The sequence below is a fragment of the Bradyrhizobium sp. MI1.7 genome (assembly GCF_055811795.1).
Map to the genome: position 1 here is coordinate 42,365 of NZ_JBVVPO010000049.1, position 15,887 is coordinate 58,251.

Sequence of the window (15,887 nt, forward strand, 5' to 3'; positions counted from 1 at the left end):
TTCAATCGGCTGGCGTGAGATTTTCTCCGGGACCGGCCATTTCAAACCGAGAGGAACCTTGCATGTCACCAGCGTCCATTGCGCACGGGTCAAATGTCAAATCGCGCATTGGCGCCATCTTACGTGCGACGAGCGGCAACTTCCTCGAGCAGTTCGACTTCTTCTTGTTCGGGTTCTACGCCAGTGCCATCGGAAATGCGTTCTTTCCATCAGGAAGTGAAACGGCTTCACTGCTTAACACCTTCGGTGTGTTCTGGCTCGGTGCCTTGATGCGACCTGTTGGCGCGATCGTGCTTGGAGCCTATATTGACCAGATTGGCCGTCGGCAAGGCCTGATCATCACGCTTTCGATCATGGCCATTGGCACCATCATCATCGCCTTTTGTCCCGGCTATGCGACGATCGGCATTGCCGCACCTGTGATCGTGCTGTTCGGACGGCTTTTGCAGGGCTTTTCTGCCGGCGTTGAGGTTGGCGGCGTTTCCGTCTACCTCTCCGAGATTGCCACTCCGGGTAACCGCGGTTTTTACACATCGTTTCAGTCCTCGAGCCAGCAGGTTGCGATCTTTGTCGCGGCTCTTATCGGATATTTTTTAAGCGAAGCACTCCCGGCCGAAATGGTTGCCGCCTGGGGTTGGCGGATCCCGTTCTTCCTTGGCTGCTTGATCGTTCCGCTTATCTTCTTCCTGCGCCGGACGCTGGAAGAAACTCCGGAGTTTCTGGTCATGAAGAACCACCCAACGGCCCGCGAGGTCTTCGCCTCCACAGTTGCGAACTGGCGCATTGTCATTCTCGGCATGATGATCGCGATGCTGACGACCACGACCTTCTATTTCGTCACGGTGTACACGCCGACGTTCGGCAAGCACGTATTGCAGCTGTCCTCGCAGAACACGCTCTTGGTGACGCTTTTGGTCGCCGTGACGAACTTCATCTGGAACCCAATTGGCGGCGCGATTTCCGACAAAATCGGCCGTAAGCCGGTCTTGCTGACGATTGCCGGCCTCGCCTTGGTGACCGTATATCCGGCGTTGTCTTGGCTTGTGACCGACCCAAGCTTTGGCAAGATGCTGGCAGTGGAGATGATGTTCTCGTTCTACTTTGGCACCTATAGCGGCGCCATGTTGGGCGCTCTGGTCGAAATCGTGCCGAAGCACGTTCGCACAACCTGCTTTTCTTTAGCCTTCGCACTCGCAGCAGCTCTCTTTGGCACGTTTACGCCGCTCGCATCGACTTGGCTGATCGAACGGACCAATGATAAGGCGTCCCCCGGTTTCTGGTTGATGTTTGCAGCTTTGCTCGGCATCATCGCCGCACTGACGATCTATCCAGGAAACACCAAGAGAGTTGCGAAGCCGTCGCGGCTCGATCGGTCTAACAGGGCCCTAACCGCGCAATTTCTCACGCATTAGCATGCGCGGCCACCGGGACGTTGACGGCCCAAGACTCAATTGAACTTGGTGCGTGAGGGTCCTTCGGATGATCTCACGGTGGCGCGCGGGCCACTCTGCCGGTCACGGTTCTTCCTATCGATCCGGGGCAGTATCGGGACGAGCTGGCGATGATGTTGACCGGGAATGGCTGAGCATGATCAGCTAACCTCGATTCCGTCCTGTGGTCGAACCTCGCGATGATAATGCCCGCACGTTGCAGGCACGTGAAATGCGGCGGATCTCGTGCGAGGGGATAGATCCCTCGCGCGAACTTCACGCGGTGAATTCAGCGGGCGCTCTGTCCGGCTGCCACACAAACTGAACGGGCACGACTTCAGGCTCCATGAATTCTCCAGCGAACTGGTGTCTCGCAAGTCGCCAAACCTTACGAGAGGTCTGGTATATTGATCCGATACCTGCCGCTCGGCGCTCAGATACGCAAGTTGAATGCTCACCCTTCTTATCGTATTTGGAGAGGAGCAGCCGACAACGCCGATGCGGCCTCGTGCGATCGAGCGACGGGCCAATGCAAGACCACGACCCGGGCCATCGCTGGCTCTGCTAGATCAGCCGCGACTTCACGCGCCGGTCGCTTGTGCGGATGAGGTACCGCGCGCGAGCTGTGCGAGTTCCGTTTCGAGCATAGGGTTGCGCTTGAACATGGCGTCGATCAGTGCTTGCGCCGGCTGCTCGACCGCCTCCACCCAGACCGCCTTCTCCGCTCGCGCGGAGGGCGCGAAAACACGTTTGACCACGGTCGGCGACCCCCTCAGACCGCATTTGGCCATGTCATCCACGCCAGCATTTTGGGCGCTCCATTTTACGATTGTGGCACGGGCGGCACGCAACGCATCTATCATTGCTCCGCGGCGAATTTGATTGGTTGCCTCTAACATGCTGACGAGACACGGCAGCTTGGAGCGCAACACCTGGACGCCGCCTTCGCAGCGCCGTTCCGCCTCGATTGTGCGTACTTTGAAGTCCAACGCTTTGATTGTGGAAACATAAGTAAGCTGCTGGACCCCGAGCCGCTTTGCAATGCCAGGTCCCACCTGCGCCGTATCGCCGTCGATAGTCTGCTTGCCAGTGAATATGATGTCGGGTGGGCCATATTCCCTCCCGATATTGCGAATCGCACATGCCAGCGCGTAACTCGTCGCCAGCGTATCGGAGCCCGCGAAGCTACGATCGGTGAGCAGGACAGCGCGATCGGCACCAAATGTCAGTGCCTTTCGGAGAGATTCTTCGGCCGACGGCGGCCCCATTGTCAGGGCGGTAATTTCGCCGCCGAACTTATCTCTTAGCTCGAGTGCAGCTTCCAGTGCGAAGAGATCATATGGGTTGATGATTGTCGGCACGCCCTGGCGCATGATTGTATTCGTAACGGGGTGCACCCGGATTTGTGCGGAATCGGGCACCTGTTTGATGCAGACGATGCTGTGCATAAGCTTCTCCTAAGATGTTGAGCAGGCTCCCCACGAATAGCAAGTGTCATACCACCCAGGCATTTCGCCGATGAGGAACGCATGCAATGACTGACGACAGACGGCGAGCCGATTGTCGCGACTGCGACGGGCTGCGCAGCGGGCGTGATCTCAAATTGGGACGGCCAGCAACGTAGCCGCAGCGATCACGAGCCGGTTCGACGCCACGCTATTTTTCAGGCGAATACGTTGTAAGCAGACGATGACACGACCGGCCGACGCGAAGAGGCCCCTGCGCTTCGCCGGCGGGTGAATCCGAGCCAAGGAAGGCAGCATCCGCATCATCCACCAGAGCTGGCAACCGCCTCTTGTCACGCACTCCTATTCCATCAGCCGAGGCACGGGAGAGAAGCGAGCCCGACGCTTTGTTCAGAAGCGCTTGATCTCGATACCGTGTCTTCTCAAGGCATAGCCAATCTGGCGCGGGGTAAGTCCGAGCAGGCGCGCCGCCTTCGCCTGTACCCACCCGGATCTTTCCATGGCCGCGATGACGCGCTCGCGATCGGTGACTTTCGCAGCACCCACTACGGGTCGCCCGGGCGGCCCTAGCGGTGTCAGCTCGCTACTGACCGGCTGAACGGGTGTCACAGCTTCTGTTGGCGGCATGCTTAGCCTCGCGGGCAGTGAGATTGTCGGGCTCGGCTGTCGCGCCATTTCCTCCGGTCCACACTTCCATAGCATGGCCGACAGGCATTGCCCGTGGCAGCACGCAAAATCATGTCTTGCGATCGACGATCCTTGCGCGAGCGTCGCGGTCCGCTGCACGCAGTTCTCGAGCTCGCGGACATTGCCGGGAAATCCGCAACTCATGAGGACCTCAATCGCACTTGGATCGAACACTAGAGCCCGGCCGTTCTCATTATTGAAGTTCTTCAAGAACCGAGCGGCGAGAAGCGGAATATCAGTGCGTCTTTCGCGCAGCGGCGGCAGTAGCAGAGGAACCACGCTGATGCGATAATAGAGATCGGCACGAAACTCCTTCCTTGCCACCGCCTCTTCAAGATTCTTATTCGTGGCCGCGATCACGCGGACGTCGACTTTGACCGTCTGATTGCCGCCCACGCGCTCGAATTCCTGCTCCTGAAGTACGCGCAGGAGCTTCGCCTGGAACGACGCCGAGATCTCTCCAATCTCATCCAGAAACAACGTTCCCTTGTCGGCGAGCTCGAAGCGCCCCTTGCGCGTGTTGAATGCGCCCGTAAACGCCCCCTTCTCGTGACCGAACAATTCTGATTCCAGCACCGTCTCGGTGAGGGCTGCGCAATTCAGCTTGATAAAGGGGCGTTTGGCGCGCGCTGAGCGCTCGTGAATCGCCTTCGCGACCAGCTCTTTGCCGGTACCCGATTCGCCACGCAACAGAACCGTGCTGTTCGATTTTGCGATCACCTCGATCTTCTCAAGTAGCGCGCGGAGCGCCGGGCTGTCGCCTATGATTCCGTCGACTTGAACCTTCTTGCGCTCCCGCCCATGAGGCTTGAGTTCGGAGAGCTGCTTCTGCAGGCGGAACTCCTCGTCCATAAGGCGCCCGCGATCGCGGACAAAAAGGCAATGCAGCTTCGCCGTCTGGCCCAGAAGGCTAGCGACCATCGTCAGCAGGCGGAGGTCGTCCTCGAGCTGCGCACGCGTCCCGTTGTCCGCTATGCGGTCGATGCTCAGCGTACCCATAACTTTTTCGTCCATGTCTATGGGAACGCCGATGAACGCAACACGCGTATTACCCGCGGCATCTAGCATCTCGACGTCCGAAGGACTGAAGGCCGAATGCAGCGCTACGTCTTCGACGATGAGCGGCCGCCCCGTCGTCACAATTTGATCAATTGCTCCTTGCGGCAAGCGCACCCCGCAGCGCGCATCGCGACCTTCGCTCCTGCCGTCGTCTACGATGATCTCCGGCCCGCCGTCATGATCGAACAGACATACGATGCCACGCCGCATCTGCACGAGCGATGGCAGACGCTCGATGACGCTCGCCAGCTTGGCTTCGAGCCGGCATAGGCCGGAGAGCGTGTGCGCTATTTCAAAGATCGTGTTTAGCGATTTCTCTTGCGATGGCACAATATAACCGGAAGGGACTACCTCGGAGGTTGAGTTTGGTTTTTCGCGCAAGGAAACGCTGTCCAGCATAACGACTTCTCCTTTCCTTTCTTGATCCTCCCCATCACCTTGATCGGACTAGTTGGGCGCGTGTTGCATGCCCCCCTCGATCTGACATCCAGTTCTCCGGGCGGGGCGTGAGATGACGCCTCTTCATGGCACGTCGACAGCACCTACAGTGACCAGATTTTCTGCTTTATTCTTTCCAACTCCCTGCGCGCCCCGGCCAACATGACTTCCATCGATGAAGCTCAGATTAGCCGGGGTTCGCCAGGGGCGGATTCACTCACAAGTGCTGTCCGCCATTGATCGGCACTTCGGCGCCAGTGACATAACTTGCCGCATCTGAACATAGGAAGAAAATGACCTTGGCGACCTCTTCGGGTGTACCCACCCGGCGAAGTGGGATCTTTGGCACAAAATGCGCTTCCGTGTCAGGCGACATAATGTCCGTCTTGATTTCGCCGAGCGCATCGCATTGACGCGAATGCCGTGTGAGGCCTAATCGTGCGCCATTTCGCGCGTAAGACAAGCGAGCGCAGCTTTCGAAGTTGCATATGCCGTGCCTGCAAATGGATGCACCATCGAGCCGGCGATCGAGGTCACATTGCCGATCGAGCCTGACGCCGCTTTTAGCTCATCGAATAGACCTTGAGCGAGCAGGATCGGCGCCACCAGATTGAGGTGGAACACGCTCATCCAGGTATCGACTGAGGTCGCCAGCGACGTCAGGCGGGTACCGTTCGGCGCTTTTGGTGGGTTTCCGGCATTGTTTATCGGTCCGTGCAGCGGTGCGCCGGCTAGGCACTCCTTGATCTCGGCAATCACGCGCGGCAGCGTCCGATGATCGCTCAGGTCGACTTCGATATAGCTGTCGTCCTCTGAGGCCCATGGGCAGCGCACCGCGTCGAATGGTTGGCGCGCGCAAGAAATGACGCGCCAACCAGCTTCCGAAAACAATTTTCCGGTGGCGCGACCGATACCGCGCGATGCCCCGGTCAAAACCAGCGTCTTCCGCGCACGCAGCGGGCGGCCCGTTCGATCAGCGTGAATTGGACCGCCAAGGTCCGTTTCCGACGATTGAGCTGCGGCCGCGTTGTCATCTGGTAGACCTAGACTCACACGCGCTCCCTTCCGCTCCCCTCGCCTGCCCACCTGGTGCAGGATCCGGGCCAGAACGATGCAGGTCACAATGGGCGCACTTTTGCGACCCAAATGGCAGGTTCCGAACATCTGGCCTGTTTGCTTTTCGACAGCAGCAACGCCGCAGCAATTGTCGTCGAGCTTCCGGGCGCGCCGCCCAATGCGTGCCGCTACGTCTTGGAGCCGAGAGGCTTGAGTGCTCCCAGGGCGAGCTGACTGCGTCGCACTCCACGGGTGGTCGGTGGCTCATTCGGGCTGGCGGAGATAGATCAGCCGCCTTTGGCGGAGATCAGGACCGATGGCCAGTTCGTCCAAGTTGCTCTTGACCGTTGGACGCGCGGGCGCACATGCGGCCTATCGATGGGCTGCCGGTCGTGCTGTTCATGAACTGTGACCGAAAGGATTTCTGCAACCGGCGCATGAATAAGGCTGTCGTCAAGATAACGAGCTGGCCGCAAAGGGATTGCCCAGCAAAGGCCATCCATCTACCGGACGCGCCTCCTTCCTGCTGGGACATTCTGACGTGATTATCTGCTACGTCAGATTTCCTCGGCAGCCCGGAACTCCATTGGCGTGCTCTTCACCGTCTGGCCAGCGATGGCGGTTTGGGCCGGATCATGACAGGACCATAACCCTTCCGCGCGACTCGACTTACACAGGACAGCCCGAAGCATTGGGGGCAAGGCCGCCGGCGCTCGCCGGCATTGGCCTACGTCTCGCGGACGTTCGCGCTCCTACCCGCACCGCATCCGTGCTAGTGCGCCGGTCAGCCGTCGCCTGCGGACGGACGTCACCATGCACCGTTTCTGCGAGAGGTTGCGAAACTCGATGATGTCCTAGCCAGCAGTGTCAGCCTGATGATCTAGCCGACCATTGCTCAGGCTCAGATTCGTGGCACTTCATGAAGCCGCAAAATGCTCGTATGGGTTATCGATCATGGTCAGATGCTCCGGATTGCTCAGATCGAATTCAATAATGCGTGGCACGAGCAGACGGGCATAGCGCGTGAAGGCGCTGGTGGGGGGAAAGCGGATCACGGTAGCGCATCGCGCAAGAAGATACATGTCGACGAGAGCGGAAACTCCACCTTCAATTCCCATTTCCGCACTATGCAACGGCCCTGCCCGATCGGCCTGGAAACGTTTCGGTACGGCGAAGACATCGGGAAACAAGCCCGATACCTGATCGAGCACCTGTGCACTATCCGTGCACAGGAAGACCTTGACAGGCTTTGGATATGGCAAAGCCTTGGCTTTACGGATTGCCATGCCCACCTGACGAAGGGCGAGCTCTGAATCGGCCCAGTACGGCGCATGCCCCATGATATCTTCGCCATTGCCGTGGCGAACATGAACGCCGATGACGCTATAACCGCTAAAGTGCTCCTCATATAACGCGTCGATCCGCGCTCGAATCTCAGACCTGAGCTTGATGTTCCGAAAGATCAGCCGTTCGGCTTCCTCGCTACAACGCCACATCAGGCAAGCGTCACAGACAATGGTGTTGGCTTCGTTATCTTCTCTTGCCTGGAACAGCTCGGTTAGTTCGTCACGTTCTCGGAAGATCTGCTCGTCCGGACGATTGATGCAGTCGATCGATGGCCTATTCCACCAGCGCGGAAAGAACGGTCCGGGAAACGAGAGCTGGTTGACCCGGTCATCGCAAATCACCGGCACTCCAGCGATGTCATCAACCGGTTCGAAGAACACCGGAAAGGCGTTGCTGAACGGTTGGCCGACGTAACAGGAACCGCGCCAGTCAATGACGAGCGTCCGTCCGGTCCGCTGCGCGTACGACCAGGCTGACGCCAGCGACCAGAGGCAATCACCAAAGCCGGTACGCCTCCGAGAAATAACAAAGCGTTCCTTCGTCAAGTTGTCAAACCCTTCTCGTTGCGCAAGATCAGTCTTGTGTGGCGCACCTACTCACCTGCGATTCCGATCCTTTCAATGGACCGGTGGTGATCCGGACGCGAGGCGATCAACCCGCAAGCCCATCCTCCACGGCACCGCGATTGGCAGGTCAGCAAGAGGCGTCCACGGAGTCCTCTTCCACATTGCCCACCTTTTACGACAGCGCAGTCTGTGACGGACGCAGCCGAATACGGCGCTGATCCCAGAGCCCGCGCAGTTCGTTCACGAGAGCTTCTCGCCTCGTCCCGTCAGAGGTGACCCCGGCGAGAAGATCGCCAACAACAGCTTCCTTCTCAATTTGCATCAGCATGTCGAACAGGTCATGCGAGACGCGCACGCTGTCATGGCTGGAGTGACCCATGCGGATCTCGCAGACTGTCTCCTGGCGTTCTCGGCCCGCATGAGCGCGAACCCGGTAAAGAGATACATGGGGTGGCAGTGATACAGCGAGTGCGGTCCAGCTCTCGAGCGTTGTTGCCCGCTTCTTGACGAGGAATGACCCGACCACAAGGCCATCCAGCTCGGTCGACAAAAACGCCGTAATCGCATCGGCAACGGAATCTACGATCGGTTCGGCATTGTTGTTGAATGACGTGTTTAGCAGAATCGGTACGCCTGTCCGGCTCTTGAACGCATGGATGAGTTCCCAATAGGCGGCATTGCTCGTTCGGGAAACCGTTTGCAGCCGGGCCGTACCATCGATATGCGTGATCGCGCCCAGCAAAGCACGCTTGGATTCGCGCACGCGAACGACGAAATTCATGAAGGGATATTCTGCGCGTCCATCCGGCAACTCAAAGAACGCGCCCGCATCCTCCTCCAGGACCGATGGTGCAAACGGTCGATAACTCTCGCGCTTCTTGACCATCGCGTTGATCCGGTCCTTGTTTGCCGCGGGTCTCGGGTCCGCAAGAATACTGCGGTTGCCGAGCGCACGAGGGCCGAACTCGGAGCGGCCCTGTACCCACCCGATCACGGCGCCGTCAGCGATCCACTCGGCTGCTCTGGCTGCGACGTCAGCGGTTCGTTCAATTTCGAGGTGTCCGGCCCATCCCTTCAGTTCCTGTTCGATGCTGTCGTCGCCGCCGACATCGGGCCCCCAATAAACCGCCTGCAGTCGCTCGCGCGGCGCCGGCTGCCCGGCCTCGTTCGACACCATCAGTGCCGCGCCCAATGCGCATCCGGCATCATGCGCAGCGGGCTGCACGAAGATATCTTCGAACAGGCCCGAATAGAGGAGTTTTCCGTTCAGAGTGCAGTTGTGGGCCACCCCGCCGGCCAGGCACAACCGCTTCATTCCGGTCGACTCACGGTAATGCCGAAGAATGTGAAACACGATCCGCTCCAGCGCCTCCTGCAACGATGCGCTCACATCGCGATGCTGTTGCGTGAACGGCATTCCCTTTCGCCGGACCTCGATATTGCGCAGCAATGCAGGGCCGATACGGTCGAGGTGAACGCGGTATCCACCGTTTTCGGAGAGCTCATAGAATTGCGCAAAGAGCTCACGATAGCGAGCGGGATCTCCGTAAGGAGCCAGTCCCATAACCTTATACTCGTCGAACAGGCCGTAGCCGAGATATCGGATCGTCTCCAGATAGAACAGTCCGAGAGAGTTATTTTCTGGAAACGTCGCAAGCTCGGTCATTTGGGTGCCCGACCCGACCGCCAAGAGACCCGACAGGAAGTCGCCACAACCGTCGATCGCGAGAACCAGGCTTTCTTCAAAACCCGACATCGCCAGAGCGCTCACGGCATGCGCCTGATGGTGGCCTACGAATGACACCCGCGAGGGATCAATTTCGGTGCCGAACTCCGCCGCTAGAAGGTGCCGTAATAGCAGATTGGCATTTAGCGGAATTGAGATCTCAGGTTGTGAGATGAACAGCCGTTCGAGCATCGCGTTGCAATAGGCTTCGGTGGCGTAGAACGCAATGCGATCGACGTCGCGCAGCTCCACACCCGCGGCTGCAAGACAGTATTCAATCGCACTGCTCGGGAGCTTGTTCGAGTGTTTGATCCGGTTGAGACGCTCCTCTTCGACGGCAGCGATGACGCGCCCGTCCTTGACAAGTACTGCGGCGCCGTCGTGCAGAAACGTGTTCGGTAGTTCAAGCGGGTTTTCATAGACCCTGTCGAGTCCGCCACTCAATCCTAGACACAGCATCTTGTTCTCCGTTCATACTGAAGGCCTGTTGGCCTATTTCGTATCGCTTGCCTTGCGAGTAGACCGCACATCGCCACGGCGCAGATCAGGCATAGCTATCGTAACGAGGCTCACATAAGCGTCGCACGCAAATCGCGTTACGCCCGATATCTGATCTCGCACACGCGATGCTTCGCTTGAGGTCTTGTTCCTCTCACCGCATCAGCCGTTGCCGAAGCAGCGCGGCCGAGACGAGGAAGGGAAACGCTGCGTAAATGCAAAGTGCGCCCACATGCAAGCCGACGCTGTCGACCGGCCGACCCAGCATTACCGGACGAATGAGATCGACCGAATGAGCGAGCGGCAAGAAGGCGGCTATGCGTTGAAATGGCCCTGGCAACTGGCTCATTGGGAAGATCGTCCCGCTCAAATACATCATGGGCGTGAGAATGAGTGACTGGTAGAAGATGAAATAGTCGTGGCTCGGTGCAAGTGCTGAAACGACCATTGCGAGGCTCGCGAACGTAACGCCAGTGAGGGCGATGGCTGGTAACGCATAGGGGATGGATGACCACTCCGCATAACCCAGTGCAACGGCAACAATCGTAATCGCCGTCCCGGCGAGCAAGGCCTTGCTCGCTGCCCATGCCACTTCACCGAGAACAATGTCGCCGAGCGTAAGTGGCGTACAGAGTACTGCCTCCCACGTGCAACCTGTCTGCATGCGAGCGTAAGCTGCATAGATCGTTTCGAAGGTTGCGGAGACCATCGCGCTTGTGGCCACCATGCCTGCCGCCAGAAACGAGATGTATGAGGTCCCCTCAACGCCACCTATGATCATTCCAAGGCCAAAACCGAGACCGAACAGAGAGCTCATCGGCTCGGCCAGATTCCCAAGAATCGATGCCAGAGCGACTTTCCGCCAGACTAGAAAATTTCGGCGCCATACCGCGATCCAGTTCCATGGATTAGCAGGGAGCGCCGGCGCAAAACGTTGCCACATCGTTCAGTCCTTCATCTCTCGCCCGGTTAGCCGCAAGAAGACATCCTCCAGATTTGGAGGACGCTGCAGAAGGCGGAGATCCGTGCGGTTAGCGAGCCGCAGGCGCACTTGCTCTGGATCCGTGACATAGCAGAACAGCGTCTCCCCGCTCACCTCAGCGCGCTGCACCTGGGGTTTGACCAGCGGCAGCAGTTCATGCGGATTACCACCGTAAATCTCGATCACTTGGCAGCCGATCTGCTCCTCGATCAGCGCGTGAGGCCGGCCTTCGGCGATCTTACGGCCGTGCTCAAGAACGCACAGGCGGTCGCACAATCGCTCCGCCTCTTCCATGAAATGGGTGGTGAGAAGAATCGTTTTGCCGCGCCCTAATAGCGAGCGCAAGCGTTCCCAAATCAGGTGACGGCCGTGCGGATCGAGGCCGGTCGTCGGCTCATCAAGCACCAAGAGCTGCGGGTCGTTAATGAGGGCACGAGCCAGCGTCAGGCGCCGCTTCATGCCACCGGACAGTTCCGCGACGCGGGCATCCGCCTTGTTCTCCAGGCGAGCGAATTCGAGCAGTGACGGCGTGACCGCTTTGACCTCGGTCGCGTTCATGGCGAAGTAGCGTCCGAAAACGAGCAAGTTTTCGCGCACCGTGAGCTGAAGATCAAGGTTGTCGAATTGTGGGACAACCCCGATGCCCCTGCGTGCCAAGCGCGCACGTGCCGGCACCGGCTCGCCAAGCACTCGGATCTTACCCGCGTCGGGCGATGCAACACCCAGGATCAAACGCGCAAGCGTACTTTTACCCGCGCCGTTTGGTCCCAGGAGACCGAAGCACTCTCCCGGCGAGACCGTAAACGAAAGAGCGTCCACGACGACCCTGTCGGTGTAGGACTTGCTTACCTCGAATAGGTCGACTGCCGCGGTTGACATTTGCTTACGCCATCGCGACGGATGTTGTTCGCGCCGCTTCCCCGCTCGCGCGCTGTTTTGTCCAAAGCAGGCCGTCACACCAGACGTGATCGACGCGTCCCCACTGGCACGCGGCGGCAGCATCCGGGAAGAAGCCGCGTCCATGCAGATTGGCGCTGGTATTGCAAAGCAGCGGAATGGCTGTGAGCTTCTCGTACTCGACGAGAAGTTCGGCCACTTTATGCTGAGAGGTTCTGGAAACCGTCTGTAGGCGAGCAGATCCATCGAGATGCACGACGGCGGGAATTTTGTCCCGCCATTCGGGTCGCGTCTGGTGATCGAACAGCATGTACGGATCGGGTATTCCAGGGCTAAAAATCTCCGCCGCGCGATCCTCCAGGCATATCGGCGCTACCGGCCTGAAATGCTCGCGAAGTTTGATGTCGTTGAGATGATCTTTCATTCCTTCCCAGCTCGCAGCCGCGAGAATGCTTCTGCCACCCAAGGCTCGTGGTCCGAGCTCGGCACGCCCTGCAAGGAAGACCACGGGCTTGTCGCTCGCGAGGATTGCCGCAAGTTCGCCCATAGTGCAGGGCGCGCACTCCCATTCGGGCGGGACTTCGCTCGGACGAACGGCCGGACCACTGTAGACCGACCATTCGAGAGCTTTAAAGCCTTGCTGTGCCGCCAGTGCAGAGCAAGCAGCACCTATGGCTGAGCCGCTGTCGTTCGGAAAGGGCGGCACCCACACAACATCGAACAGGCCGGTCGCACGAAATGCGCTATTCCACTTAATATTCAGGCCACAGCCGCCGGCTATACAGAGGTTACGCACCCCCGCAAGACCCGAATGCCGCTGCACAACGTCAGCAATTGTGCGAACCAGCAGACGCTCTAGAAAAACGTGAAATGACGCAAGGATGTCTTCGGCTTGCTTGGCCTTCAATCGCAGTGCGCACGCATCGAAGAAGTCGTGCAGAGCTTCGAGTGGCGATTGTGAGCTATTGATATCTTCAAGCTCAGGACAAGCGCCGTCAGCATCCGCGGCAAAGTGCGCCTCGTAAAGTTCCTGAAACGTCTTAATAATGTCCTCGTCGGGCGATCCCAGCGCGATATAAGCCATCAGCTTGCCGGCAATACCGAGATCCCAGCTGGTCCGGTCTGCCCGCCTGTAAGGTCCAAAGTGATGTCCTGCCGTCGCATAGGCGTGACCTATCATCGGAAACAGGCACTCGATGAATCGGATGCCGTGGGGCTCTACATAGTAGAGGCGTGGAAACATGCAGCCGTCCCACACCAAGCAGAAAGCAGATTGTGCGGATTGGGCAAACGAGCTGGCGCAGTACGCGGACGCTATGTGCCCGGTGACATGGGGATAGCTTTGATAGGGATATAGCTTGCCAGCAAGCATGAGGCCGATGCGATCGCGGGACGTCAGGGGGCTGTCGCCTTGCCGTTCGACATACGGCGCGCCCTTGAGCTTGATGGTCGTCGTCCCACTAAGGACCTCAAACTGCGATTCGAACTCTCCATCCCAGCCATCAATGACGAACTGATCAACATCGCTCGGATCCAGCCCGTGCTCCGCCAAGGCGTTAACGACGGCATCCAGGTTGTCTATGGTTTGATAACGCGGATTGTTGTTCAGCTTCTCCTGTTCGACACAAAACACCACCCGGCCGTCCTCGATCAGAGCGACTGCCCCGTCATGCGTCAGCTTGATACCGCAGATACGCATAGTGACTCCCTTTCAAGCTCGCCCGTTGGGGCGGATCGAAGATCGCTCCGGATTGCGAAAGCGGGCCAACAAGCAGTCTTCGTCAGCCGACTGCCCCTGGCACTGCACGCGCTCGATCTCAGTGAGCGCTTCAGTCAAAATCGTGATGACCGTCTCGGCGCCAGCGACATGCCCCCATCGCCTGCAGGTGGCATCACGTGCAGATCCGAAGACCAGATGCCCACCTGGAGCAAGCATCTTCACCATGTTGTCGATTGCGGTACGCATCCGTGTTAGGTCCTCGAGATAGTAGAGAACTTCGGCGACCACGATCAGATCGAACAGCTCCGCGGTCGAGAACTGCAAAATGTCAGTCGCGGCCCAGCTGATATGCGACCACCTCTTGGTCCGCTGGCACGCGCGACCGATCGCTCGCGGCATAACATCGATGACCGTGAGCCGTTTGCAGTGAGGAGCAAGCTTCTCTGTGAATGCACCGGCCGCGCACCCGATCTCAAGACCGTTTGACACAGCACCGCTCAACAGCGATAGCCGCAGCAATTGGGTGTGACGCTCACGTTCAAACGGATTGTCGTCAAGCCGCCACGGGTCGTCGTTAGCCAGCTCACGTTCCAGCGATTGATATGTGTTATCTACGCTCACGAGTTGATTCCCCCTACAAAAACTGCTCAGTCAGTCTCGGCCGCAATGCCATCCGACGCGATCAGCCGCGAGGAGGCGCGCGAAAGGCCTGCCCTGCGAATTGGGCCAGGCGTTTCCGATGCCGGGTTAAGGCTTGGCCCAGTTGTCGCGCCTTCGACGGAGGGCTTCGAATCATCAACGTCTGATGATTTCGCTATTGTGCGCGAGAGCCAATCGCTGTTGCTCAAGGTACAGAGCGCATAGACTTTCATCGGGAGCAGGAGGAAAATGTTGATCGGGGTGTGCAGCGAGAAGCCGAGAAATCGAAGCTCGCCGGCACGAAGGGCCGCTACGCTGCATCGAATCATGGTCATCGCGACGATGGTCAGACCGGTCCACCACGGCACGCTGTCCGTGAGCGCGAGCTGTGCGAGCGCGGCAATCGATGAGATGGCGAGCAGCAGCGGCCCGAGGTTCTGTCCGAGCACATCGAGCGTGAGGTACCGATCGAGGCCGGGCAGCAGGTGCAAACCGAGCAGCGTGTCACGGTAGGTGCTCCGCGCCCAGCGGAGCTGTTGGCGCAGATAGGGCAAGAGCCTATCCGGGACCACCGTTGCGGCGATGGCGTCAGGAACGTACTCGGTTCGAAACCCTGCCTTGAGCATGAGGATCGTCAGATGACGGTCCTCACCGAAGTCGCTCGGCTTTCCCCGGAAGAACTGCGTCTCGTACTGGTCGAGCAGCAACATGAGCGCGGAGCGGCGGTACATGGCGCAGGGCCCGCAGCAGCACATGACGGCACCAAAGCGCGTCTGGGCTGCGCGCTCCTCGTTGCAAGCCAACCAGTACTCCATGTCGATCAATCGGGTCAGCCAGCTGTCGTTCCGGTTGCTGGCCGTCAATTGGCCCATGGTCGCGCCGACGGCTGGATCCTGCATCTTGCATACCAGCTTGCTGACCACGTCGGGGGCGATTTCCGTGTCGGAATCGACATTGAGCACGAGATCGCCGAATGACCGGCGTATCGCGGCGATCTGTGCCTTGCGTTTTCCCACGTTGCTTGGCAGCAGAATGACACTGAACCTCGGGTCATATGCGTAGCTCGCGTGAACGGCTGCCACTGCACCGACATTTGCAGAGCCGTCATCGACCACATAGACCTGTAATCGCCCCGGGTAGTCCTGGCTCGCGATCGACTTCAGGCAGGCCGCCAGCGTGCGCGGGTCCTCGTTGAAGCAGGGCACGATGACATCCACGCTAGGCAGAGCACCGGTGTCGACCGCGTCGTATCTCGGCAGTGAAGTGTCGCTTCGCAGCGCATAAAGCGCCTGCGCGCTCTTATGGACGCTGGAGAGCAACGCGTAGGAGGCAACAGCAGCTGTGCTGATGGTGGCAAGCAGGCTCATGGGAATCGA

General features: G+C 58.9%; 10 protein-coding genes and 1 pseudogene. 1 reads left to right on the plus strand and 10 read right to left on the minus strand.

The window, feature by feature from the left end; genetic code table 11:
• The first annotated feature begins 62 nt into the window (after positions 1–62).
• Positions 63–1,412, plus strand: coding sequence for an MFS transporter (gene tcuC / locus AC0L3X_RS33125; RefSeq protein WP_439034067.1), 1,350 nt, complete (start codon positions 63–65; stop codon positions 1,410–1,412).
• 599 nt (positions 1,413–2,011) lie between these two features.
• On the opposite strand, the gene AC0L3X_RS33130 is transcribed toward tcuC, so the two are convergent.
• From AC0L3X_RS33130 to nodC, 10 genes and pseudogenes are all read right to left on the minus strand, one after another.
• Entirely contained in the window at positions 2,012–2,878 is an 867-nt protein-coding gene (locus tag AC0L3X_RS33130) for an electron transfer flavoprotein subunit beta/FixA family protein (RefSeq protein ID WP_231144104.1), read from the minus strand.
• Positions 2,879–3,286: 408 nt separating this feature from the next.
• Entirely contained in the window at positions 3,287–5,041 is a 1,755-nt protein-coding gene (nifA, locus tag AC0L3X_RS33135; protein ID WP_439034066.1) for a nif-specific transcriptional activator NifA, read from the minus strand.
• Between the two features lie 256 nt (positions 5,042–5,297).
• Positions 5,298–6,064 (minus strand): annotated as a pseudogene (locus AC0L3X_RS33140) (SDR family NAD(P)-dependent oxidoreductase).
• 989 nt (positions 6,065–7,053) lie between these two features.
• Positions 7,054–8,028, minus strand: a complete 975-nt coding sequence (locus AC0L3X_RS33145) for a nodulation protein NodZ (RefSeq protein ID WP_439034065.1) — start codon at positions 8,026–8,028, stop codon at positions 7,054–7,056.
• Between the two features lie 193 nt (positions 8,029–8,221).
• Positions 8,222–10,234 (minus strand): carbamoyltransferase family protein, encoded by a 2,013-nt coding sequence (locus AC0L3X_RS33150; protein ID WP_439034064.1) that lies wholly within the window; start codon positions 10,232–10,234, stop codon positions 8,222–8,224.
• A gap of 193 nt (positions 10,235–10,427) precedes the next feature.
• Positions 10,428–11,216: an ABC transporter permease gene (locus AC0L3X_RS33155; protein WP_231144100.1), complete on the minus strand. Its 789-nt coding sequence runs from the start codon at positions 11,214–11,216 to the stop codon at positions 10,428–10,430.
• Between the two features lie 3 nt (positions 11,217–11,219).
• Positions 11,220–12,134: a nodulation factor ABC transporter ATP-binding protein NodI gene (nodI, locus tag AC0L3X_RS33160; RefSeq protein ID WP_231144099.1), complete on the minus strand. Its 915-nt coding sequence runs from the start codon at positions 12,132–12,134 to the stop codon at positions 11,220–11,222.
• 4 nt (positions 12,135–12,138) lie between these two features.
• On the minus strand, positions 12,139–13,851 hold the full coding sequence (gene nodU, locus AC0L3X_RS33165) for a nodulation protein NodU (RefSeq protein WP_439034063.1): 1,713 nt from the start codon (positions 13,849–13,851) through the stop codon (positions 12,139–12,141).
• Between the two features lie 12 nt (positions 13,852–13,863).
• Positions 13,864–14,493: a nodulation methyltransferase NodS gene (gene nodS / locus AC0L3X_RS33170; protein WP_439034062.1), complete on the minus strand. Its 630-nt coding sequence runs from the start codon at positions 14,491–14,493 to the stop codon at positions 13,864–13,866.
• Positions 14,494–14,519: 26 nt separating this feature from the next.
• Entirely contained in the window at positions 14,520–15,878 is a 1,359-nt protein-coding gene (gene nodC, locus AC0L3X_RS33175) for a chitooligosaccharide synthase NodC (RefSeq protein WP_439034061.1), read from the minus strand.
• Positions 15,879–15,887 lie beyond the last annotated feature (9 nt).

Excerpts from the sequence above, each read along its gene's own strand:
- nifA (WP_439034066.1), bottom strand. The coding sequence starts at position 5,041 with ATGCTGGACAGCGTTTCCTTGCGCGAAAAACCAAACTCAACCTCCGAG.
- AC0L3X_RS33155 (WP_231144100.1), bottom strand. The coding sequence starts at position 11,216 with ATGTGGCAACGTTTTGCGCCGGCGCTCCCTGCTAATCCATGGAACTGG.
- tcuC (WP_439034067.1), top strand. The coding sequence starts at position 63 with ATGTCACCAGCGTCCATTGCGCACGGGTCAAATGTCAAATCGCGCATT.
- nodI (WP_231144099.1), bottom strand. The coding sequence starts at position 12,134 with ATGTCAACCGCGGCAGTCGACCTATTCGAGGTAAGCAAGTCCTACACC.
- AC0L3X_RS33130 (WP_231144104.1), bottom strand. The coding sequence starts at position 2,878 with ATGCACAGCATCGTCTGCATCAAACAGGTGCCCGATTCCGCACAAATC.
- nodC (WP_439034061.1), bottom strand. The coding sequence starts at position 15,878 with ATGAGCCTGCTTGCCACCATCAGCACAGCTGCTGTTGCCTCCTACGCG.
- AC0L3X_RS33150 (WP_439034064.1), bottom strand. The coding sequence starts at position 10,234 with ATGCTGTGTCTAGGATTGAGTGGCGGACTCGACAGGGTCTATGAAAAC.
- nodU (WP_439034063.1), bottom strand. The coding sequence starts at position 13,851 with ATGCGTATCTGCGGTATCAAGCTGACGCATGACGGGGCAGTCGCTCTG.